We start from the raw sequence: 20484 nt of genomic DNA, 5'->3' as shown, positions 1-20484 counted from the left end.
ACAGCGCCGTCAGGCCGCCGCTTTGTCCCGGAACCGCCTTATGAACATGCCGCCGTGGCGTTCGATCAGGCGCCGGAACCGAACCGGCTGCCCGTTCAGCGCGGCGCTGATCAGCGCGTCCAGCTGGCCCTTGCGCTTAAGACGCTGGCTGAGCTTGTGGTTGTAATCAGGTAGGATGAAATGCTTGACCCCGTCCACCGCATCAAAGCGTTCGGCGTGGCGCAATTCGTCCTCGGTGCCGCCGTGCACGATGAACACCTCTTGTCCCGGCGTCTTGCGCAAAAAGATCTCGCGATAGCGAAAGGTCTTGATGTGATTGCGAAACCGCATCCAGCGGGTTTCCTCGGGGATGATCTCTGGGTCGACCGAATACTGCGGCGTCAGCGACAGCACCGTCTTGGCGGGCACCTTGTCCTTGAGCAGCAGCGCCATGGTGCCGCCCATGGAATTGCCCATCAGGTGTAATTCGCGCGCGCCGGTGTCGGCTTGGGCTTGGTCGATGGCGTCGACGATCTGCTCGGCCATGCCGTCACCGTTCAGCCAGGTGCGGTCATGGTCGCTGACGAACAGAGCGTTGTTTTGCTTGTCCTCGGTGGCAGAGCGAAAGAACTCGATGTCGGGCGGTTCTGCGGCGGTCTCACCGACGCCGCTAAAGACCACCACCAGCTTGTCCGACGTGCCGCGCCAGAGCTTTATCTCTAGCGGTGGCTCGGTGGGAATATGTTCCAAGGCTTCGGTCATGCGGATGATATGATTGAACAATTTGACAACCCTTGGGCGGGTTGGTGGTGTCTGAGTGTTCGGTGTGTGGTAAACTGAGGTGGCCTTGGGTTACAAACACTTAACATAGCTAAGACGCGTGGCGGCGCATGACAATGTTGGCGGGAAAAATGCAGCGAGGGCTGGTGATTGGCATTGACGGCGGCGGGACGAGCTGCCGGGGCGCGCTGCTGTGGCAGGGCAGGCGGGTCGATGCGCAGGTCGCCGGGGCGAATGTAACCTCTGACTTTGACGGGGCGGTGCGGGCCGTGCGCGCGGTGGTGGCGGCTTTGGCGCAGGCCGCGGGCTGTGACGAGGCTGCCCTGTGGGACGCCCCTGCGTTTCTGGGCTTGGCCGGGGTGACGGATCGCGCCATGGCGGATCGCTTTCGCGCGGCCTTGGGCTGGCCAAAGGCGGTGGTCGAAGAGGACACGCGCGCCTCGGTCGTGGACGCTTTGGGCGAGGGCGACGGCTGCGTAGCGGTGATCGGCACCGGCTCTTTCCTGGCGCGGCAAGTGGCGGGCGCGCAGCGGTGCATTGGCGGCTATGGTCTCGCGTTGGGCGATGAGGCATCCGGCGCGTGGCTGGGGCGCGAAGCCTTGGCCATGGCTCTGCGTGCGCATCAGGGGCTAGAGGCGGACAGTCCTTTGCTGGCCGAACTGCGGGGCAAGTATGGCGAGTTCGCCGGGGTGACAGGCTTTGCCGCCGGGGCGTCCCCGCGCGATTTTGCGACGCTTGCGCCCGAGATTGTCGGCGCACAGGGCGACCGCGCGTCCGAGGCGCTTTTGCGGCGCGGGGCCGCCTATATCGCGGAGGGGCTGACAGCCCTCGGGTGGTCGCCGGGCCAGCCGATCTGCCTGACCGGCGGGCTGGGCGCGGTCTATGCGCTCTATCTGCCGGAAAACATGCGTGCGGGGATCATCCCGGCGCAAAGCACAGCCCCCAGCGGCGCGTTGATCCTCGCGCAGCGGGTCGCAGAAGGATGGCAAGGATGGGACTGAAGGTAACCGGCGCGCGGGTCTTTGACGGGGTGCGGCTCACAGATGGCCCGGTCACCGTGACGCAGGGCCGCTTTGGCGGGGCAGGGGGCGCCGAGGTGGTCTTGGACGGCGGCATCTTGATGCCCGGTTTCGTCGACCTGCAGGTGAACGGCGGCGACGGGGTGATGTTCAACGACGCGCCCACGGCGGAGACCTTGGGGCGAATGGCGCAGGCCCACGCGCGCCTTGGGGCGACGACGATCCTGCCGACGCTGATCACCGCCCCGCGAGAGGTCGTGGCGCAGGCGATCGAGGCCGTGGCCAGCGCCGATATCCCCGGCATCGCGGGACTGCACCTTGAGGGGCCGCATCTGGCGCTGTCCCGCAAGGGCGCGCACACCGCCGCCTATGTCCGTCCGATGGACCTCGAAGATCTCGCGATGCTCTGTGATGCGGCGCAGCGCTTGCCCGTCCTCAAGGTGACCGTCGCGCCAGAGGTCGTCACGCCCGATCAGATCGCGGCGCTGGTGCAGGCGGGGGCGCTGGTCTCGCTTGGGCATTCCGACTGTACCGGGGCGCAGGCGCTTGCCGCCCAAGCTGCGGGGGCCACCTGCGTGACGCATCTGTTCAACGCCATGAGCCAGATGGGCGGCCGCACGCCGGGCCTTGTAGGGGCTGCGTTGGCCACGCCCGCCCTGCGCGCCGGGGTGATCGCGGACTTGATCCACGTCGACGCGCTTAGCCTGAAGGCCGCGCTTGCCGCCAAACCGGAGGGGCTGTTCGCGGTCAGCGACGCCATGGCCGTGGCAGGCAGCGACGCGCGCGCGTTCCACTTGGACGGGCGGCGCGTCGCCCGACACGAGGGGCGCCTGACCCTTGATGACGGGACGCTCGCCGGGGCCGATCTGGACTTGGCGACGGCGGTGCGCAACCTGCTGTCCATCGGCGTGCCCGAGGCGCGCGCCCTGCACATGGTCACCGGCGCCCCCGGCGCGGTGATCGGGCGTGGGGGCAGGTTGGACGCTGGCGCGCCTGCGGATTTTGTCTGGCTGGATGAAACGTACCAGCTGCGCCGCGTCTGGCGTGCCGGTCAGGAAATCACGATCTAGCGGGGCGCGTTACTGGGCCTTGCGGCGCAGGCGGATCACAACGTCAACAGAGGCGATCTCTGCCCCTTCGGGCGCGTCGGGAATGCGGATGATTTCCAACTGCTCGGCGGGGGCGTCGGTCAGCTTGCTGTCGTCTTCCCAGAAGAAATGCGGGTGGTCGTGGGTGTTGGTGTCAAAGTAGCTCTTTGACCCGTCCACGGTGATTTCCTGCATCAGGCCCGCATCGCAAAACGCCTTAAGCGTGTTGTAGACGGTCGCCAGCGACACCGGCTCCCCCCGGTCCTTGGCAGCGGCAAACAGGCTTTCTGCGGTGACATGTCGGTTCTGTCCATCGCCCACCAGCAAAGCCGCCAGCGCCACGCGCTGACGTGTCGGGCGCAGGTCGCTGCGACCCAGCCAAGTCTTGCCACGTTCGATTGCCTCGGACATTTGCTCTCCGCCCAAATCCTCTTCCATATGCTATATAAAGCGCCATTCGGGGTGATTTCAATTGGATTTGCCCGTGTTTCGCGGGGTTTTGCGGTGGCGCAGCCGGTGCGAGTACACTTGCAAGCCGCGCGGGGCGGGTGCTAGACGGGCTGTCAACGCACAACCTGTAGAACCATAGCACAAAGGGGCATCACGCGTATGGCCGACTATCCGACCAGCTTCACCAAGGAAGACCTGCTGAAATGCGCACAAGGCGAGCTGTTCGGGCCGGGCAACGCCCAGCTGCCCGCGCCGCCCATGCTGATGATGGACCGCATCACCGATATTTCGGGCGATGGCGGCGCGCATGGCAAGGGCCACGTGATCGCAGAGTTCGACATCACCCCGGACCTGTGGTTCTTTGACTGCCACTTCCCCGGCAACCCGATCATGCCCGGCTGTCTGGGGCTGGATGGGCTGTGGCAGCTGACCGGCTTTAACCTTGGCTGGCGCGGCTGGCAGGGGCGCGGCTATGCGCTGGGCGTGGGTGAGGTCAAACTGACCGGCATGGTGCGCCCGGACCGCAAGATGCTGACCTATAAGATCGACTTTACCAAGGCGATCCAGACCCGCCGCCTGACCATGGGTGTGGCCGACGGCATCGTCGAGGCCGACGGCGAGGTGATCTATCAGGTCAAGGACATGAAGGTCGCGCTGAGCGAGAGCTGAGGCTTTTCAGGCCAGCTTTTGGAAAGGGCGGTGCCAATGGGGGCCGCCCTTTTTATTTCATTGCGCGCGCAGGCCCAGCCCGCGCTCGGCGCAGGTTTCTGCAGACTGTCCAAGTTTTCCAGTCAAGCCGACAGTATCAGCAATATCCTCGCGGGCCACGGCGACGGACAGGATATTGCCGTCCAGTTTAGCTTCGAAACATCCAACTACGCCGTCCAATTCGTCGTTTCCGGCTTTGACCTCCTCCCAGCAGATCCCAGTCTTGTCGATCAGGTTGCAGGCTTTGCTGTCGGTTTCCGTGGCCGAGATCTTTCCGCCTTTAACGGCAGAGGAGTAGATCGACCCGGCCGTCAAGGCAGAAGCGGGCAGAAAAGCACCGCCTTTGCTGGCGATCACCGCGCAAAATCCTTCGCCAGGAGAGACGATGACCGCTTCGTCCAAGGCCTTGAGCAGAAAGGTCTGCGCCATACCCGGTAGGGCGGAGGTTATGGTTTGTGCCACGCTTTCGACTTCGTCTGAAAGGCCCTCGTCCTTTGCTGCAGAGCACAGGAGACGCAGGCGGACTTCATCCGATATATTGAAGGTATCGGTGATGGATTTCTCGCCAAATTCCTGTGCGGCGGGCAGCGTTGTAGTTGCGAATAAGGCAAGAATGGAGGCCAGAATAATTTTCATGGGATTAGCCTTTCGAAATTTGAGAAAAGTTTGGTCGGGCGAAATTAAAGGCAGCACAGCACAACTGTCGGTTTTGTTCAAGCCTCTGTCAAAACGCTTGCTACCTTCTGCCCTCTTTCTTTTCATGTGCGGCTGCCCTCTCACCTCACCGTCACAAAACCTTAATCTCAGCGATACATTTCCGTCATGGCCTCTCTCTAGATCGTCCCCAGCCGTGGGCCCGATGCCCGCGTCCTGACGCATCTAGCAAAGTGAGACAAAGCTATGGCCGACAAGACCCTGATCGACCTGTCCTGGGACGATTTCGACGAAGCCCGCGATCCGCGCCCGACCTCCAACCAATTCGACGCCGTGGTCGAACGCGCCGTGTCGCGTCGCGGCTTTCTGGGCGGTGCGCTGGCCTTTGGCTCGGCGGCGACGGTCTTTGGTGCGGGGCTGATGTCTTCGACCACCGCAGCGCGCGCCGAGGGCGCTGGCTTTGCCTTCAAGCCGATCGACATCGCCACCGACCACGCCATCCACGTTCCCGAGGGCTATGCCCACAAGGTGCTGGTGCGCTGGGGGGACGCGCTGTGGTCCGAGGCCGATGGCGCCTATGACCCCGAGACCGGCGTTTCGGTCGAAATGTCCGACAAGGTCTTTGGCGAGAACACCGACGGCATGGAGCTGTTCGAAGTCGACGGCAAGCAGCTGATCGCCGTGAACTCGGAATACGTGAACCCCAAGATCAACCTGCCGGCCGCCTCCGAAGGTGTGCCGCAGACCGCCGACGAGGTCCGCCTGCTCAAGAACCTGCAAGGCGTCACCGTCATGGAGATCGCAGAGGGCGAAAACGGCTTTGAGGTGGTCAAGGACAGCCCCTACAACCGCCGCATCACCCATGAGACCGTGATGGAGCTGCAAGGCCCGCTGGCCGGTCACGCGCTGGTTCAGACGAATGCCGACCCCGAGGGGCGCACCGTCAAGGGCACCATGAACAACTGTGGCTCGGGCAAGACCCTGTGGGACACCTACCTGACCTGCGAAGAGAACTTTAACGGCTACTTTGGCGCCACCGGCGAAATGCCCGAGGGCGAAGGCTACAAGCGCTACGGCATCGGCGGCGAAGGCCGCTACGCCTATGAAAAGTTCGACACCCGCTATGACATCTCGGCAGAACCGAACGAGCCGCACCGCCACGGTTTCGTGACCGAGATCGACCCGGCGAACCCCGGCAGCACCCCGATCAAGCGCACCGCCCTGGGCCGTTTCAAGCATGAAAACGCCGAGATGGTGCAGGCCTCTGATGGTCGCATCGTGGTCTACATGGGCGACGATGAGCGCGGCGAGTACCTGTATCGCTTTGTCTCGAACGGCGTCTGGGAAGAGGGCACCAACGGCGGCGACCTGCTGAACGACGGCACGCTGTATGTGGCCAAGTTCAGCGACGACCAGACCGGCGAATGGCTGCCGCTGACCCCGGCGACCACCGGCATGGAGCTGGCGGAAATCCTCGCCTTTACCCGTATGGCGGCCTCTGCTGTCGGCGGCACCACCATGGACCGCCCCGAGTGGGTCGCGGCCAACCCGACCAAGGTCGAGGCCTACGTGGCGCTGACCAACAACAAGAACCGCGGCGTCAAGCCGAACGCTGGCGGCGACGACACCTCGGTCAACGCAGTCAACCCGCGTGAGACCAACAAGTTCGGTCAGATCGCCCGCTGGACGCCGAACGGCGGCAACCACGCGGCGGACGGCTTTGCCTGGGATCTGTACGTGATGGCGGGCAACCCGACGATCTACGACAACGCCTATGCGGGCTCTGACAACGTCAACGCCGGCAACATGTTCAACTCGCCCGATGGCATGGCGTTCTCGTCCGACGGGATGCTGTGGATCCAGACCGACGGCGACTACAAGAACGAAGGCGATTTTGTCGGGATGGGCAACAACCAGATGTTGGTGGGCAACACCGACACCGGCGAGATCGCTCGCTTTATGACCGTGCCGAACGGCGCCGAAGTGACCGGCCTGTGCTGGTCGGCGGACCGCAAGGTGGCCTTTGTGGGTGTGCAGCACCCCGGCGGCCAGTGGCCCGACAACGCAGGCAAGCCGCGCTCTTCGATCGTGGCGGTCTGGCGCGAAGACGGTGCCGTGATCGGCTGAGCCTTTCCGAGGGTTTGAAACACGGACGGCCTCGGCAGCAATGCTGGGGCTGTTTGCACCTAAAGCAAAAATAGACGTATTGACACAAGGCTTTGACTGTCTCATCATAGCTCTATAATTTTTCTATGATACAAAGGTGAGAGATGTCTGTTATCAAGGCTTTGAGGAAAACCAAGAAAGAATTTTCCTGTGCTGAAGATGTTTTTAATCTGATGAAGGGATACACGAATAGGATCGCAGAAACCAAAGTTTCACGCTTGGAGAAAGAATGCCAAGCGGACCGGAGAGAAATTATCGGCTTGCTGAAGCGTTTGGAAGAACTTGAGTTGGGTCGGTTCTGGGTTGGCCGTCGTGGTCAGGAAAGCCGGTTCGAGTATTGGGTGCATGTAAAAGAAATCGGTCAGGCCGCGCTCGGCGAAATTAATGAAATCGACTTCGGTGAGGATGAATGGGATGAGGACGAGATCCTCGGTCTGCACAAGCAATTAATTGCTCGGTCTCTTGGCGTCGATACAGAGGCTGTCGTTCTTAGGATCAAACGATAGCCTATGGGGTAGCGCAAGGTTCAGGTGACATTGCGTGTGCACACCTTGCGCCACCCCGCCTTCATGGCCTAAACAGCCCTCAACCAAACGGGAATGGAGGCCACATGCGCCGCGTCGTCGTCACCGGGCTGGGGATCGTGTCCAGCATCGGCAATAATGCTCAAGAGGTTCTTGCCTCGCTCAAGGCCGGGAAATCCGGCATCACCGCCAGCCCCGAGATGGCCGAGCACGGCTTTCGCTCGCAGATCGCCGGGACGCTCGACATTGACGTCACCCAGCATATCGACAAGCGCACGCTGCGCTTTATGGGGCCGGGCGCGGCCTATGCGCATATCGCCATGCAGCAGGCGATCGCCGACTCTGGCCTGACCGAAGAAGACGTTGTCAACCCGCGCACCGGTCTGGTTGCTGGCTCTGGCGGCCCGTCCACCTCTGCCATGCTGACCGCGCATGAAACCGTGCTGAAAACCGGCGCGACCAAGCGTGTCGGGCCTTTTGCGGTGCCCAAGTGCATGTGCTCGACCGTCAGCGCAAACCTTGCCACGGCGTTCAAGATCAAGGGTCTTAACTACTCGATCACCTCGGCTTGCTCGACCTCGCTGCACTGCATCGGCAACGCCGCAGAGCAGATCATGATGGGCAAGCAGGACGTGATGTTCGCAGGCGGCGGCGAGGAACTGGACTGGACCCTGTCCTGCCTGTTCGATGCCATGGGCGCCATGTCCTCGAAATACAACGACACCCCGGAAAAGGCCTCGCGCGCGTTTGACGCCAACCGCGACGGGTTCGTGATCTCGGGCGGCGGCGGCATCGTCGTGCTGGAGGATCTGGAACACGCCAAGGCGCGCGGTGCCAAGATCTACGCCGAAGTCACCGGCTACGGCGCGACCTCGGACGGTGCCGACATGGTGGCCCCCAGCGGCGAAGGCGGCGAGCGCGCCATGCGTCTGGCCCTGTCGACCTTGCCCGAAGGCCGCAAGGTCAGCTACATCAACGCGCACGGCACCTCGACCCCGGTAGGCGATGTGGGCGAAATCGAAGCGGTCCGCCGCGTCTTTGGCCAAGGCTCCACGCCGCCCGTGTCCTCGACCAAGTCGATGACCGGCCACAGCCAGGGCGCAACCGGCGCTCAGGAAGCGATTTACTGCCTGCTGGCGCTGGAACACGACTTCATCATCCCGTCGATCAACGTGGAAACGCTGGACCCGGCCTTGGACCCTGCGGAAATCGCAACCGAGCTGGTGGAAAACGCAGGTCTGGACTCGGTCATGACGAACTCTTTCGGGTTCGGCGGCACCAACGGGTCCATGGTCCTGTCCAAGTACAAAGACTAACGCGCGAGGCGGGTGGATGAGCATTGATCTGAAGGGCAAGCGCGGGCTTGTCATGGGTGTGGCGAACGAGCGGTCGATCGCCTGGGGCATTGCCAAGGCTTGCGCCGAGGCGGGGGCCGAGCTGGCCTTCACCTATCAGGGCGAAGCCTTTGGCAAGCGGTTGCAGCCGCTGGCGGAAAGCGTTGGCAGCGACTTTATGGTCGACGTGGACGTGACCGACGACGCGTCGCTGGACGCGGCGTTTGACCAGCTGTCGCAGCGCTGGGACAGCCTTGATTTCGTGATCCACGCCATCGCCTATTCGGACAAGTCCGAGCTGACGGGGAGGTTCCTGAACACCAGCCGCGCGAACTTCAAGAACTCGATGGATATCTCGGCCTATTCCTTTATCGAGGTGGCGCGCCGGGCCTATCCCCTGATGAAGGACAACGGCGGCACCCTGCTGACGCTGACCTACATGGGCTCGACCCGCGTGACGCCCAACTACAACGTCATGGGGGTTGCCAAGGCGGCGCTCGAGGCAACGACCCGCTATCTCGCGAACGATCTGGGCCCCGACGGCATCCGCGTCAACGCCATCAGCCCCGGCCCGATGAAGACGCTGGCAGGGGCGGCCATTGGCGGTGCGCGCAAGACCTACAAGCACACCGACATGAACGCGCCGCTGCGCTCGAACGCGAGCCTTGAGGCTGTGGGCGGCACCGCCGTCTGGCTGATTTCCGACGCGGGTAGCTGCACGACCGGCGAAGTGGTAAGAGTGGACGGTGGCTTCCACGTTCTGGGGATGCCGCAGAACGAAAACCTGTAAAGTGTGCGAGGGATAGCGATGGTGCGGTTGGGGTTTACGATTTCGGCGGCACTGGCGCTGTCGGCCTGTATGCAGGCGGGCACGGTCCAAGAGCCGCGCAACACCGGGCGCGGCATCGCGGCCAAGCTGCACACCGGCGTGACCAAGGCCGAGGCCGACGTGGCCCTTGGCTTTGACGCCGGGTATGAACGCAACCCGAACGATTTCGACGAGGCCTGCGCCAGCTACGCCTATGACGTTGGCGACAAGACGGAATACGTCCACGCGGTGTTCCGGCAGGGTCAGTTGACCCGCGCCACGGACGGTCACCTGACGCTGTGCACCTACGCAGCCCCGGCCGAGTAACCCATGCCCCGCCGTCTCAAGGATCGGATGCAGGACAAGCCTTTGCTAGCAGGGGCGTTTGCGCTGACGGTGCTGTTCTGCCTGTTCTTTGGGGCCAAGCTGGTCTTGATCGCGCTGCACCACCCGCCGCGCCCGACCGATCCGCCCATCGCCAACTGGATGACGCCCGGCTACGTGGCGCATACGTGGCATGTCCCCAAGGAGATGATGCTAGAGGTCGTCGGCCCACGCCCCGGTGAGCGTCGCGAGACGCTGGACGAGGTCGCAGAACGGCTGGGGATCACCACGCCAGAGCTGATCGCCCGCATCGAGACCGCCATCGCTGACTATCGCGCCACCCACCCAGAGGCCGCGCCGGAATGACCGACACGCTGCTGGCCATGGTGCCGCATTACGGTGCGTGGATCGTCCTTGTGGCGACGTTCTTTTCCTGCCTCGCATTGCCCATGCCGTCCTCGCTCATCATGCTGGCGGCGGGGGCCTTTGCCGCAGCGGGCGAGCTGAGCCTGATGGCTTCGGTCGGTGCGGCGTGGGGCGGGGCGGTTGTGGGGGACCAGACCGGCTATGCCATCGGTGCCAAGGGTGGCGCGCCGCTGGTGCAGCGTCTCAAGCGCCGCAAAAAGGCCGCCGAGACCATCCTCAGGGCCGAAGCCATGCTGCACCGGCGCGGCGTGTCCACCGTGTTCCTGACGCGCTGGCTGTTCAGCCCGCTGGGGCCCTATGTGAACTTTGTCGGCGGCGCGACGGACCTGCCGTGGCGGCATTTCACCATCGGCAGTATCTCGGGCGAAACCGTCTGGGTGACGCTTTACGTGGGGCTGGGGTTCGCCTTTGCGGGGCAAATCGCCGAGGTGGCGCAGATCGCCTCCAACGTGGCGGGGTTCCTCGCGGCGGGGGCGATGGCGGTTTGGCTCGGCTGGTTGATCTTTCACCGACGGGTGCATCCGCATCACGGCGGAACAAGGCGTTAGGCCCGCGCGTTTCCTGACCAAAGGAGACGCCCCATGACCCATACTTTGACGCTGCAAACCATCGAACCCGTCACCCACGACACCTATCATCTGGTGTTCGACCGCCCCGAGGGGTTCGAGTTCACCCCCGGCCAAGCCACCGATCTGGCGCTGGATCAGGACGGCTGGCGCGACGAATACCGCCCCTTTACCTTTACCTCGCTGCCGGGCGATGACAGCCTAGAGTTCGTCATCAAATCCTACCCCGAGCATGATGGCGTGACCAAACGCATTGCCGCCCTGACCCCCGGCGACACCGTCACGATCAAGGACCCGTGGGGCGCGATCCACGACGAAGGCGACGGCGTCTTTATCGCCGGGGGCGCAGGCGTGACGCCCTTCATCTCGATCCTGCGGGCCAAGCTGGCCGCCAAAGGCAACCTTGCAGGCAACACCCTGCTGTTTTCCAACCAGACCGACCGCGACATCATCCTCAAGGATCAGTTCGAGGCGATGACGGGGCTGGACACGCGCTGGATCGTGACGGATCAGCCGGGCAGCCCCTATGCCAGCGACCAGATCGGGGTGAAGACGCTGAAACAGGTGATCACGCCGGGGCAGGACGTCTGCTATGTCTGCGGCCCCGATCCGATGGTCGAGGCGATGCCCAAGCTGCTCGAAGCCGCAGGCGTCCCCGAGGCGCAGATCATCACCGAGGATTTCAGTTGATCCGCTAGTCCGCAGGCAAGGGCACCGCTGCGGGCGCGCCAAAGCGCACTTGCAGCGTTTCCTTGCCGGGGTTGGCCTCGAATATCCCGCCGTTTGATCGGTGGTCATAGGCCAGCCCGACGCGCCAGCCATCGGCGCTTTCCAGTCCCAGTTCCAGCCCGGATCGGAACTCTAGCAGCCCGCCCATGTCAAAGCCGCCGTTGTCCAGGTACAGCCCCGGCATCAGGTGCAGCTCGGCGTAGAACGCGCCCATGCGCATGGTGTAGGTCAGGCCATAGCCGGCCCAAAGCTCGCCCTCTTCGCCGGCGGAAAAGCCCGCCGCCTGCCCAAAGGGGCCGACCTGCGTGCCCAGATCGTAGCGCACATAGCTTTCGTTCGCCACATGGGCGCGGCGGCGGATCACCTCGCCCTGCGACAGCATGAGCTGCGCGGGGCGGTCCGACGGCGCCCAGCAGCCCCCGGCTGTGTCGCAGTAATTGTCGCTCATATCGCTCCAGCCCAGCAACATCAGCAGAACGGCAAAGGTCCCATCGGCCATGGTCAGCTCCCTGTCTTGTCAGAGGGATGACCCATGCGGGGCGGGCTGTCCAGAGGGCGCGGGCCATAGGCTTCGGGTGGGGTCAGGATATGCCGCAACAGCGCGACCGGATGGCGGCGCAGGGTCAGCCGCATGGCGACGTAGTCTTCGACGATTTCCTGCCCCTCGGTCATGGCGGGCAGATGGGCGGCGGGCTCAAAGATCGCCTCGCCGTCAATGTCCTGCGCGAAGAGCGGCAGCTCCGGGCCTTTGGTCAGCGCCTTGGCCTCCCACAGGGCTTCGCGGCGGGTCATCCCCAAGTCGGCAAAGACATCCGCCTCGGCCAGTCGCGCCAGCAGATGCGGAGCCACCCCGGCGCGCCGCCAGACATCGCGCACCGAGCCATAGCCGTTGCCGCGCGCGGCGGTGATCCAGGCGGCGTCATCCTCGGACAGGCCCTTGATCTGGCGGAACCCCAGCCGCAGCGCCAGCCCGCCGCGCCCGTCCGGCTCCATGGCGTTGTCCCAGTAGCTGGCGTTGATGCAAATGGGCCGGACGGTGACGCCATGTTCGCGCGCATCCCGCACGATTTGCGCCGGGGCGTAGAACCCCATGGGCTGAGAGTTCAGCAGCGCGCAGGCAAAGATCCCCGGCTCGTGGCATTTCAGCCAAGCCGAGGCATAGACCAGCAGGGCAAAGCTGGCGGCGTGGCTTTCGGGGAAACCGTAGCTGCCAAAGCCTTCGATCTGGCTGAAACAGCGTTCGGCAAAGTCCAGATCATAGCCGTTGCGGCGCATCCCCGACAGGAACCGGTCGCGGAATTCCGACACGTTGCCGTGTTTTTTAAAGGTCGCAAGGCTGCGGCGCAGGCGGTCGGCCTCGGTCGGGGTAAAGCCCGCGCCGATGATGGCGATCTGCATGGCCTGCTCCTGGAACAGCGGCACGCCGAGCGTCTTGGCCAAGACCTCGCCCAGCTCGTCCGAGGGGAATTCGACCTTTTCCTCGCCGTTGCGGCGGCGGATGTAGGGGTGGACCATGTCGCCCTGGATCGGGCCGGGGCGGATGATCGCGACCTCGATCACCAGATCATAGAAACAGCGGGGCCGCATCCGCGGCAGGAAGTTCATCTGCGCGCGGCTCTCCACCTGAAACACCCCGACGCTGTCGGCGCGGGACAGCATTTGATAGACCTTGGGGTCTTCGGGCGGCAGGGTGGCCAGCGTGTGGCGCGGCCCCTTGTGCATGGCAATCAGGTCAAAGGCCTTGCGGATACAGGTCAGCATCCCAAGGCTGAGGATGTCGACCTTGAGAATGCCCAGCGTGTCGATGTCGTCCTTGTCCCAACAGATGACGGTGCGGCCTTCCATCGTCGCGTTTTCCACGGGCACCAGTTCGTCCAGACGGCCTTCGGTGATGATGAACCCGCCCACGTGCTGCGACAGATGGCGCGGGAAGCCGATGATTTCGTTGACGATATCAAGGGTCAGTTGCAGGCGGCGGTCGTCCGGGTCCAGCCCGATTTCGCGCAGGCGCGCGGGTTGCAAGGCGTCCGAGGACAGGAACCCCCAAAGCTGGCTGGACAGCGCGCCGATGGTGTCGCGCGACAGGCCCATGGCGGTGCCGACCTCGCGGATGGCGCGCTTGCCCCGGTAGTGGATGACGGTGGCGCACAGGCCCGCGCGGTGCCGACCGTAGCGTTCGTAGATGTGCTGGATGACCTCTTCGCGCCGTTCGTGTTCGAAATCGACGTCGATGTCGGGCGGCTCGTCCCGCGCCTCCGAGACAAAGCGTTCGAACACCATGGTGCCGATTTCCGGGCTGACGCTGGTGACGCCAAGGCAGTAGCAGGTGATCGAGTTGGCCGCAGAGCCGCGCCCCTGGCAGAGGATCCCCCGGTCGCGGGCAAAGGCGACAATGTCGCGCACGGTCAGGAAATACGGCTCGTATTTGAGCTTGGCGATGAGGTGTAGCTCATGGGCCAGCATGGCGCGCACCCGGTCCGGCGCGCCTTGGGGGTAGCGCCAGTTCAGGCCTTCGTGGGCGAGGCGGGACAGGCGGTCTGACGGGGTCTCATCGCCGCTGATTTCCGAGGGGTATTCGTAGCGCAGATCGCCAAGGTCAAAGGTGCACCTGTCCGCCAGCGCGGCGGCGCGGTCGATGGCCTCGCCGTGCGGGCCGAGCAGGCGGCGCATCTCGGGTTCCGAGCGCAGGCGCTGTTCGGCATTGGCCAGCGCCGCCCGCCCCAAGGCGTCGACCCGGCGGCCCAGCCGGATGGCGGTCAGCACGTCGGCAATGCGGCGGCGGCGTCCGTGGTGCATGATTGGCGCGGCGGTGGCGATGGTGGGCAGGTTGAGCTGCTTGGCCAGCGCGGCGTGGGCGTCAAAGCGCTGCGCGTCCAGCCCGTCGTAGCGCGGGGCAAGGGCGAGGTAACATGCCTCGGGGAGGCGGCGCGTCACCCGTTCCGCAAGCTTGGGCCACCCGTCCGCGCCGGGCGGAGAGGTCTGCGCGTGGTGCGGCGGGTGGAGGATCAAGATCAGCCCGCTCAAGTCGTCCGGCAGGTCGGACAGGCCCAGATCGCAGCCGCCTTTAGGTGCGCGCAGGCGACCTGTGGACAGCAGGCGGCAGAGGGTGGCCCAGCCTTGACGCGTGGCGGCCAGCGCCGTGGCCTCGATCCCTTCGCGCAGGACCAGTCTTGCGGCGGGGATCAGCCGGGGCAGGTTGGTCACATGCAGGCCGGGGCGCGGCGGAAAGGGCGAGGGCGGGCCGATGGGGCCGTCTTGTTGCGCCGCCGCCCGCTCGGCGATCTGGTGGCTGATCTCCTTGGCCTGGGCGTAGGCGCGCACGATCCCCGCGACGCTGTTCACATCGGCGATGGCGATGGCGGACAGGCCTGCGAGGGCCGCACGCTCCATGTATTCCTCGGGGTGGGACGCCCCGGTGAGGAAGGTAAAGTTGGAGGTGATGCAGAGCTCGGCGAACATGCTGCGCAGTTTAGTTCACGTTTCGTTCCGGGTGGAGTCTTTTGTGGTTTACGCTTTGCGGTGAGGGGCGAACACAGCGGCCAACGCGAGGATCATCCCCGACACCGTGGCGATCATCCCCGCCGCCGACACTGACGCGGGCGCGCCCAGCCACAGCGGCCCGTAGCCCGCCAGCACATAGCCCAGCACGGCAGAGGCCAGCGCAAAGGCCAGCGACCAGGCGACTTGCCGTTCCAGCCGATTGGTCATCAGGCGCGCGGCGGCGGGCGGGCAGATGAACATGGCGATCACGATGATCGAGCCCACCGCGTCAAAGGCCGCCACCGCGCAGAGCGCCGCCGCCAGCGTCACGCCAAGGCCGATGGCTCCGGTCGGCAGGCCGAGGCTTTGGGCAAAGCCCGCGTCAAAGGTCGACAGTTTCAGCGGCCGCCACAGCAGCGCCGTCAGCACCGCGACCACGGCAAAGGTCACCGCCATACGCGGCAGTTCCGGCGGCAGACCGGCCAGCGCACGCGGGTCCAGCAGCGATCCCCAGCCCACCGCGTCGATCCAGATCAGGCTTTCGAGGTTGCCATAAAGCGCGTGTTCCACGTCCAGATGCACCGAGGCGGTGTTGCTCTGCTCCAGCAGCAGCACGCCGCCCGCGAACATCGTGGTGAACACGACGCCCATGGCGGCCCCCGGCTCGACCCCGCCAAAGCGGCGGATGGTGGCGATCAGTACGGCGGCCAGCAGCGCCGCCCCCGCCGCACCCAGCATCATCGGCCCGGTGGCCACCATGCCGGTCAGCAAAAAGGCCACGACGATCCCCGGCAGGACCACGTGGGAAATGGCGTCACCGATCAGGGCTTCGCGCCGGAGCAACAGGAAATTCCCCGGCAAGGCGCAGGCCATCGCGGCCAAAGCTCCGATCACCATTGGCGGCAGGGACAGCATGACAAATTCTGCGCCCATCACGCCCCCCTTTGCAGTGCGCGCCGCATTTTTAGGTGGCGCAACGCCCCGGCGATGACACCTCGGGTCGGGGCAAACAGCATGGACAGCGTGAACACCGCGGCGCTGGTCAGGACGATCAACGGCCCGGTGGGCAGCCCCGGCGCGCTGGCGGAAATTGCCGCGCCTGCGTAGCCGGACACCCCGCCGATTCCGCCGGACAGGGCGATCACCCGCGCGGCGTTGTCCGACCAGAACCGCGCCGCGACCGGGGGAATAATCAACAAGGCGACGATCAGCACGAGGCCGACGATTTTCAGCCCCACCACCGTCACCGCCAGCACCAAGGCCATCAGCGCCCCGTCCATCCGGTTGGTGTCGATGCCGCGCTGGCGGGCGTATCCGGCGTCAAAGGCGGTCATCAGCAGCGGGCGGCGCAGCGCCAAGGCGGCCAGTAAAACGGCAACTCCTCCGGCGGCGATGGTCAACGCGTCGCTGCGCAGCATCCCGGCGGTGGAGCCCAGAAGGAAGCCTTCGAGCCCCGCTTGGCGACCCGCCGACAGCGTCTGGATCACCGTCATCAAGACGACGCCAAAGCCAAAGAACACCGACAATACCGCGCCGATCGCCGCGTCTTGGGGCAGGCGGGTGCGCGTGGTCAGCCATGATACGACCCACAGGCCAAGGCCCGCCGAAACCGCCGAGCCCAGCATCAAACCGGGCAGGGATCGCCCTTCGCCGCCCAAAGACACCATCAACAGGAACGCCAAGGCCAACCCCGGCAAGGTCGCGTGGCTGATCGCGTCGGACATCAGCGCGCGTTTGCGAAAGTTCAGAAAGGCTCCGACGACCCCCGCCGCCACGCCCAAGGCCGCCGCCCCCAAGGTTACAAGCGTCGCGTTGTAGCCCAATTGCAGCGTCAGTGCCTCAAACATGCACGCGCCCGCCGTAGGTGGCCTGTAGCGTTTCGGGGGTAAAGGCGACGTCCACCGGCCCTTCGGCCTGCGCGGTGCGGTTGATCAGGAACACTCGGTCGAAATAGGCGGGCACGGTGGACAGGTCGTGATGCACCGCGACCACCGTCTTGCCCGCATCGCGCAGGCCATGCAGGACGGCGATGATCGCGCTTTCGGTGGCGGCATCCACCCCGGCAAAGGGTTCGTCCAACAGGTATAGATCGGCCTCTTGCGCCAAGGCCCGTGCGAGGAACACCCGCTGCTGCTGGCCGCCGGAAAGCTGGCCGATCTGGCGATCCGCAAAGTCTTGCATTCCCACACGGGTCAAGCAGTCCTGAGCCTGCTTAAAATGCCGCGCCCGGACCCGGCCCAGCAGGCCCAGCTGGCGGTACATCCCCATCAGAACCACGTCGATCACCCGCGTCGGAAAGTCCCAATCGACCGAAGCGCGCTGCGGCACATAGGCGATCCGGTCGCGTTGGCGCGAGGTTGGCTGGCCCCAGGCGCTCACCTGCCCGGACAGGGGCTTGACCACGCCAAGGCACGCCTTGAGCAGGGTGGATTTGCCCGCGCCATTCGGCCCGATGATCGCCGTCATGGCCCCCGGAACCGTCGTCATATCAACGCCTTGCAAGACCGGCTGCGCGCCATAGGCGACGGTCAACCCGCGCACCGCGAGCGGCGACAGGCCTGCGTCGTTCAGATCGCGCGGGCTCATGCGCCGCCCCGCAGCTTGCCCGCCATGCCGGTTTCCGGCGCGGTGCCGCCAAGGGCGCGGGCGATGGTCGTGGCGTTGTGGTCGATCATCCCCAGATAGGTGCCCTCATACGTTCCGGGTGTGCCCATGGCGTCGGAAAACAGCTCGCCACCGATCTGGACGGTATGGCCTTGGGCGGCGGCCCCTTCGATCAGCGCGCGCAGGTTGCGATCCGAGACAGAGCTTTCCACGAACACCGCCCTGATCTGTCGCTGCACCAGCGTGTCGACCAGTTCGGCAATGCGGCTAAGGCCGGCCTCGGACTGGGTGGAAATGCCCTGCACACCCAGCACCTCGAACCCGTAGTCGCGCCCGAAATAACCAAAGGCATCATGGGCGGTGACCAGCACGCGGGCGCTTTCGGGCACGGTGGTCAGGACCGCGCGGGCGTAGTCGTCAACCGCCTGAACCTGCGCGAGGTACGCGGCCGCCTGCGCGGTAAAGGCGGCTTCGGGGCGCTGGGCGTGCAGGGCGTCGCGGATACCTTCGACCACGTAGCGCCACAGGCGCGGGGCCATCCACAGATGCGGGTCGGGGCGGCCCTGATATTCGGCATGGCGCAGCAGGTAATCGCTCGGGGCGCTGTCGCCCACGGCCACCACGGGCACGCGGCGGGCGAGGGTGTGCAGGAACTCTTCGAGCTGCGCTTCGAGATAGAGACCGTTCCACAGCACCAGATCGGCGCGGGTCATCGCCGCAATGTCCGAGCGGGTCTGACGGTAGCTGTGCGGATCGACGCCGGGCCCCATCAGCGCGGTCACCTGCGCCAAGTCCCCGGCGATATTGCGCACCGCATCGGCGATCATCCCCGTGGTGGCGACCACGTTCAGCGGCGCCTGCGCGTGCACCGCCACAGGGGCCGCAAAGGGCGCGGCACAGGGGGCAACCAGCAAAGGCCCAAGCAGGGCGCGACGAGACAGCATGAGGCAAAATCCTTTCCCTGATGAAATTGAGAACGAGTCGCAAGAAAGTCAAGCCAGTTGCGAGCCATTCGCATTTAAATCCGCCGCTTGGCTTATTTACTTGGCGGTTTGCCTGCTGTACGCCCAAAACGACACGGGATAGGTGGCTTATGACAGCTTTGAAACGCGGCGTTCTGTATATTGCATGGGGCAAGGCGCATGTGGATGTGGCCCGCCGATCCGCCGCCAGCGTCAAGGCCTCGAACCCCGAATTGGGTACGGCGATCTGGTGCCACGAAGGCGACGACACCTCTGGCTTTGATCAGGCGTTCTTTATCCCCGATGGGCTGGCCCGCCCCAAGGTCGACCTGCTGCCCGACACACCCTTTGACGAAACGCTGTACATGGACAATGACACCATCGTCCGCGACGATCTGGGCAGCCTGTTTGACCTGCTGCAAAAGTTCGAGATCTGCGGCGCGCATGTGCAGCTGTGGCATCGCCCGCGCCATAACAAGCGCTGGAAATACGACGTCCCCGAAACCTTCCCCGAGATCAACTGCGGCGTGCTGCTGTACCGGTCTTCGGATCGGGTGTTCGATTTCTTCCGCGATTGGAGCCGCGCCTTTGTCGAGGCGGGCTTCCGCGTCGATCAGGTGACCTTCCGAGAGCTGTTGTGGATGTCGGACATTCAGTTCTACGTCTTCCCGCCGCAGTTCAACAAACGCCTATATGAGGCGTCCGAGCTGATCTATTCCGACCAGCCGCGCGCGCGGATTTTGCATCTGGAGCTGCTGCGCCCGCAAAAGAACCCCATTCTGCGCTGGCTGTCGAACCGGGTACGCTAGGACAGGCTTGCCTCTGCGCGATGTTGGTGCGACCTTGGCGCTCTGATCAAGGGAGCCGTTGCCATGCAGACCGCCACGACCATCCAGACCCCGCACCTGCCGCAGGTGCATGACGCCCGCAATCCGGGGATGGCGCTGGACATGGACTGGGTGATGCGCGCGCGGGCGAACCGATCCGCGATTGAACGGCGGGCGGCGAGTTTGCCGGGGCGGCGCAGCGTGAAAAAGGACTATCAGGCGGCGTGGCTGGCGCGGGCGGTGTCCTGCATCGACCTGACGACTTTGGCGGGGGACGACACGGCGGGGCGCGTCGCGCGTCTGTGTGCCAAGGCGCGCCAGCCGGTGCGCGCCGATATTCTGGACGCTTTGGGGCTGCCGGATCTGACGGTGGGGGCGGTCTGCGTCTACCACGACATGATCGCGCCTGCGGTGGGGGCTCTGGAGGGGTCGGGCATCCCGGTGGCGGCGGTGTCCACGGGCTTTCCGGCGGGGCTATCGCCCTTTCACCTGCGCGTCGCCGAAATCGAGGAAAGCGTCAAGGCCGGTGCGCAAGAGATCGACATCGTGATTTCCCGGCGCAAGGTGCTGACCGGCGATTGGCAGGGCTTGTACGACGAGATGAAGGCCTTTCGCGCCGCCTGCGGCGAGGCGCACGTCAAGGCGATCCTCGCGACTGGCGAGCTTGGAACCTTGCAGAATGTCGCGCGCGCATCGCTTGTGTGCATGATGGCAGGGGCGGATTTCATCAAGACCTCGACGGGCAAGGAAAGCGTCAATGCCACGCTGCCGGTGTCGCTGGTGATGATCCGCGCGATCCGCGAGTACCATGAGCGCACGGGCTATCGCGTCGGCTACAAGCCTGCGGGCGGGATTTCCAAGGCCAAGGACGCGGCGGTTTATCTGTCTTTGATCAAGGAAGAGCTGGGGGATCGCTGGCTGCGGCCTGATCTGTTCCGCTTTGGCGCGTCGTCGCTCTTGGGTGATATCGAGCGGCAGTTGGAGCATCACGTGACGGGGGCGTATTCTGCCTCTTGGCGTCATGCGATGGGCTGAGCCGGGCTTTTGGATATTTAC

At 64.8% G+C, this 20484-nt stretch carries 21 protein-coding genes and 1 pseudogene; 13 read left to right on the top strand and 9 right to left on the bottom strand.

All coding sequences use genetic code 11. The features are described 5' to 3' along the window. Nucleotides 1-9: 9 nt before the first annotated feature. Nucleotides 10-762, bottom strand: coding sequence for an alpha/beta fold hydrolase (locus B9A11_RS10730; RefSeq protein ID WP_058247528.1), 753 nt, complete (start codon nucleotides 760-762; stop codon nucleotides 10-12). A 128-nt stretch (nucleotides 763-890) separates the two neighbouring features. Here B9A11_RS10730 and B9A11_RS10725 point away from each other — a divergent pair, with 128 nt between their 5' ends. Both B9A11_RS10725 and nagA read left to right on the top strand, forming a co-directional pair. Continuing rightward, nucleotides 891-1760 carry a glucosamine kinase nucleotide-binding domain-containing protein gene (locus B9A11_RS10725; protein WP_234988797.1) on the top strand — a complete coding sequence of 290 codons (870 nt, stop codon included), beginning with the start codon at nucleotides 891-893 and terminating at the stop codon, nucleotides 1758-1760. Continuing rightward, on the top strand, nucleotides 1751-2848 hold the full coding sequence (gene nagA, locus B9A11_RS10720; RefSeq protein WP_058247527.1) for an N-acetylglucosamine-6-phosphate deacetylase: 1098 nt from the start codon (nucleotides 1751-1753) through the stop codon (nucleotides 2846-2848). The genes B9A11_RS10725 and nagA overlap by 10 nt, the downstream gene beginning before the upstream one ends. Before the next feature lie 9 nt (nucleotides 2849-2857). On the opposite strand, the gene irr is transcribed toward nagA, so the two are convergent. Continuing rightward, entirely contained in the window at nucleotides 2858-3277 is a 420-nt protein-coding gene (gene irr / locus B9A11_RS10715) for a Fur family transcriptional regulator Irr (RefSeq protein ID WP_058247852.1), read from the bottom strand. A 198-nt stretch (nucleotides 3278-3475) separates the two neighbouring features. Between irr and fabA the strand changes: the two genes are divergently transcribed. Next, the gene (fabA, locus tag B9A11_RS10710; protein WP_058247526.1) at nucleotides 3476-3985 is read left to right on the top strand and encodes a bifunctional 3-hydroxydecanoyl-ACP dehydratase/trans-2-decenoyl-ACP isomerase; all 510 of its coding nucleotides are present in this window, start codon (nucleotides 3476-3478) and stop codon (nucleotides 3983-3985) included. A 57-nt stretch (nucleotides 3986-4042) separates the two neighbouring features. On the opposite strand, the gene B9A11_RS10705 is transcribed toward fabA, so the two are convergent. Then, nucleotides 4043-4660 carry a hypothetical protein gene (locus tag B9A11_RS10705; protein WP_058247525.1) on the bottom strand — a complete coding sequence of 206 codons (618 nt, stop codon included), beginning with the start codon at nucleotides 4658-4660 and terminating at the stop codon, nucleotides 4043-4045. Nucleotides 4661-4924: 264 nt separating this feature from the next. Between B9A11_RS10705 and B9A11_RS10700 the strand changes: the two genes are divergently transcribed. From B9A11_RS10700 to B9A11_RS10665, 8 genes are all read left to right on the top strand, one after another. Then, entirely contained in the window at nucleotides 4925-6805 is a 1881-nt protein-coding gene (locus B9A11_RS10700) for a PhoX family protein (RefSeq protein WP_058247524.1), read from the top strand. 143 nt (nucleotides 6806-6948) lie between these two features. Then, nucleotides 6949-7350, top strand: a complete 402-nt coding sequence (locus tag B9A11_RS10695) for a hypothetical protein (RefSeq protein ID WP_058247523.1) — start codon at nucleotides 6949-6951, stop codon at nucleotides 7348-7350. Nucleotides 7351-7454: 104 nt separating this feature from the next. Beyond that, the gene (gene fabB, locus B9A11_RS10690; RefSeq protein WP_058247522.1) at nucleotides 7455-8684 is read left to right on the top strand and encodes a beta-ketoacyl-ACP synthase I; all 1230 of its coding nucleotides are present in this window, start codon (nucleotides 7455-7457) and stop codon (nucleotides 8682-8684) included. Nucleotides 8685-8700: 16 nt separating this feature from the next. Beyond that, a complete protein-coding gene (locus B9A11_RS10685; protein WP_058247521.1) occupies nucleotides 8701-9492 on the top strand; it encodes an enoyl-ACP reductase FabI in 792 nt (263 codons plus the stop codon). Between the two features lie 21 nt (nucleotides 9493-9513). Next, nucleotides 9514-9837: a hypothetical protein gene (locus tag B9A11_RS10680; RefSeq protein WP_143595853.1), complete on the top strand. Its 324-nt coding sequence runs from the start codon at nucleotides 9514-9516 to the stop codon at nucleotides 9835-9837. A 3-nt stretch (nucleotides 9838-9840) separates the two neighbouring features. After that, the gene (locus B9A11_RS10675; RefSeq protein WP_143595852.1) at nucleotides 9841-10200 is read left to right on the top strand and encodes a hypothetical protein; all 360 of its coding nucleotides are present in this window, start codon (nucleotides 9841-9843) and stop codon (nucleotides 10198-10200) included. Next, the gene (locus tag B9A11_RS10670; protein WP_058247518.1) at nucleotides 10197-10808 is read left to right on the top strand and encodes a DedA family protein; all 612 of its coding nucleotides are present in this window, start codon (nucleotides 10197-10199) and stop codon (nucleotides 10806-10808) included. Before B9A11_RS10675 ends, B9A11_RS10670 begins: the two co-directional genes overlap by 4 nt. A gap of 33 nt (nucleotides 10809-10841) precedes the next feature. Then, entirely contained in the window at nucleotides 10842-11516 is a 675-nt protein-coding gene (locus tag B9A11_RS10665; RefSeq protein ID WP_058247517.1) for an FAD-binding oxidoreductase, read from the top strand. Nucleotides 11517-11520: 4 nt separating this feature from the next. On the opposite strand, the gene B9A11_RS10660 is transcribed toward B9A11_RS10665, so the two are convergent. From B9A11_RS10660 to B9A11_RS10635, 6 genes and pseudogenes are all read right to left on the bottom strand, one after another. Then, on the bottom strand, nucleotides 11521-12054 hold the full coding sequence (locus B9A11_RS10660) for an acyloxyacyl hydrolase (protein WP_058247516.1): 534 nt from the start codon (nucleotides 12052-12054) through the stop codon (nucleotides 11521-11523). Between the two features lie 2 nt (nucleotides 12055-12056). Next, nucleotides 12057-15014: an error-prone DNA polymerase gene (locus tag B9A11_RS10655; protein WP_083499834.1), complete on the bottom strand. Its 2958-nt coding sequence runs from the start codon at nucleotides 15012-15014 to the stop codon at nucleotides 12057-12059. Nucleotides 15015-15062: 48 nt separating this feature from the next. Continuing rightward, nucleotides 15063-15971: a metal ABC transporter permease gene (locus tag B9A11_RS10650; RefSeq protein ID WP_058247515.1), complete on the bottom strand. Its 909-nt coding sequence runs from the start codon at nucleotides 15969-15971 to the stop codon at nucleotides 15063-15065. Between the two features lie 17 nt (nucleotides 15972-15988). Next, a pseudogene (locus tag B9A11_RS10645) lies at nucleotides 15989-16882 on the bottom strand (metal ABC transporter permease); the annotation flags it as partial. Beyond that, nucleotides 16875-17621, bottom strand: coding sequence for a metal ABC transporter ATP-binding protein (locus B9A11_RS10640; RefSeq protein WP_058247514.1), 747 nt, complete (start codon nucleotides 17619-17621; stop codon nucleotides 16875-16877). The pseudogene B9A11_RS10645 and the gene B9A11_RS10640, both read right to left, overlap by 8 nt. After that, complete coding sequence (locus tag B9A11_RS10635) at nucleotides 17618-18583, bottom strand: metal ABC transporter solute-binding protein, Zn/Mn family (protein WP_058247513.1); 966 nt, start codon at nucleotides 18581-18583, stop codon at nucleotides 17618-17620. The genes B9A11_RS10640 and B9A11_RS10635 overlap by 4 nt, the downstream gene beginning before the upstream one ends. 149 nt (nucleotides 18584-18732) lie before the next feature. Between B9A11_RS10635 and B9A11_RS10630 the strand changes: the two genes are divergently transcribed. After that, a complete protein-coding gene (locus B9A11_RS10630) occupies nucleotides 18733-19410 on the top strand; it encodes a glycosyltransferase family protein (protein WP_058247512.1) in 678 nt (225 codons plus the stop codon). 63 nt (nucleotides 19411-19473) lie between these two features. Next, nucleotides 19474-20463 (top strand): deoxyribose-phosphate aldolase, encoded by a 990-nt coding sequence (gene deoC / locus B9A11_RS10625; RefSeq protein ID WP_058247511.1) that lies wholly within the window; start codon nucleotides 19474-19476, stop codon nucleotides 20461-20463. Nucleotides 20464-20484 lie beyond the last annotated feature (21 nt).

This window comes from Tropicibacter naphthalenivorans (assembly GCF_900176475.1).
Taxonomy (GTDB): Bacteria; Pseudomonadota; Alphaproteobacteria; order Rhodobacterales; family Rhodobacteraceae; genus Tropicibacter; species Tropicibacter naphthalenivorans.
The sequence above is the reverse complement of the archived record's forward strand: the minus strand, read 5'-3'. Positions and strand labels throughout refer to the sequence as shown.

What these genes read in the sequence shown, in the direction of transcription:
- B9A11_RS10725 (WP_234988797.1), top strand. Translation starts at nt 891, where the DNA reads ATGCAGCGAGGGCTGGTGATTGGCATTGACGGCGGCGGGACGAGCTGC.
- nagA (WP_058247527.1), top strand. Translation starts at nt 1,751, where the DNA reads ATGGGACTGAAGGTAACCGGCGCGCGGGTCTTTGACGGGGTGCGGCTC.
- irr (WP_058247852.1), bottom strand. Translation starts at nt 3,277, where the DNA reads ATGTCCGAGGCAATCGAACGTGGCAAGACTTGGCTGGGTCGCAGCGAC.
- fabA (WP_058247526.1), top strand. Translation starts at nt 3,476, where the DNA reads ATGGCCGACTATCCGACCAGCTTCACCAAGGAAGACCTGCTGAAATGC.
- B9A11_RS10705 (WP_058247525.1), bottom strand. Translation starts at nt 4,660, where the DNA reads ATGAAAATTATTCTGGCCTCCATTCTTGCCTTATTCGCAACTACAACG.
- B9A11_RS10700 (WP_058247524.1), top strand. Translation starts at nt 4,925, where the DNA reads ATGGCCGACAAGACCCTGATCGACCTGTCCTGGGACGATTTCGACGAA.
- B9A11_RS10695 (WP_058247523.1), top strand. Translation starts at nt 6,949, where the DNA reads ATGTCTGTTATCAAGGCTTTGAGGAAAACCAAGAAAGAATTTTCCTGT.
- fabB (WP_058247522.1), top strand. Translation starts at nt 7,455, where the DNA reads ATGCGCCGCGTCGTCGTCACCGGGCTGGGGATCGTGTCCAGCATCGGC.
- B9A11_RS10685 (WP_058247521.1), top strand. Translation starts at nt 8,701, where the DNA reads ATGAGCATTGATCTGAAGGGCAAGCGCGGGCTTGTCATGGGTGTGGCG.
- B9A11_RS10675 (WP_143595852.1), top strand. Translation starts at nt 9,841, where the DNA reads ATGCCCCGCCGTCTCAAGGATCGGATGCAGGACAAGCCTTTGCTAGCA.
- B9A11_RS10670 (WP_058247518.1), top strand. Translation starts at nt 10,197, where the DNA reads ATGACCGACACGCTGCTGGCCATGGTGCCGCATTACGGTGCGTGGATC.
- B9A11_RS10665 (WP_058247517.1), top strand. Translation starts at nt 10,842, where the DNA reads ATGACCCATACTTTGACGCTGCAAACCATCGAACCCGTCACCCACGAC.
- B9A11_RS10660 (WP_058247516.1), bottom strand. Translation starts at nt 12,054, where the DNA reads ATGGCCGATGGGACCTTTGCCGTTCTGCTGATGTTGCTGGGCTGGAGC.
- B9A11_RS10655 (WP_083499834.1), bottom strand. Translation starts at nt 15,014, where the DNA reads ATGTTCGCCGAGCTCTGCATCACCTCCAACTTTACCTTCCTCACCGGG.
- B9A11_RS10640 (WP_058247514.1), bottom strand. Translation starts at nt 17,621, where the DNA reads ATGAGCCCGCGCGATCTGAACGACGCAGGCCTGTCGCCGCTCGCGGTG.
- B9A11_RS10635 (WP_058247513.1), bottom strand. Translation starts at nt 18,583, where the DNA reads ATGCTGTCTCGTCGCGCCCTGCTTGGGCCTTTGCTGGTTGCCCCCTGT.
- B9A11_RS10630 (WP_058247512.1), top strand. Translation starts at nt 18,733, where the DNA reads ATGACAGCTTTGAAACGCGGCGTTCTGTATATTGCATGGGGCAAGGCG.
- deoC (WP_058247511.1), top strand. Translation starts at nt 19,474, where the DNA reads ATGCAGACCGCCACGACCATCCAGACCCCGCACCTGCCGCAGGTGCAT.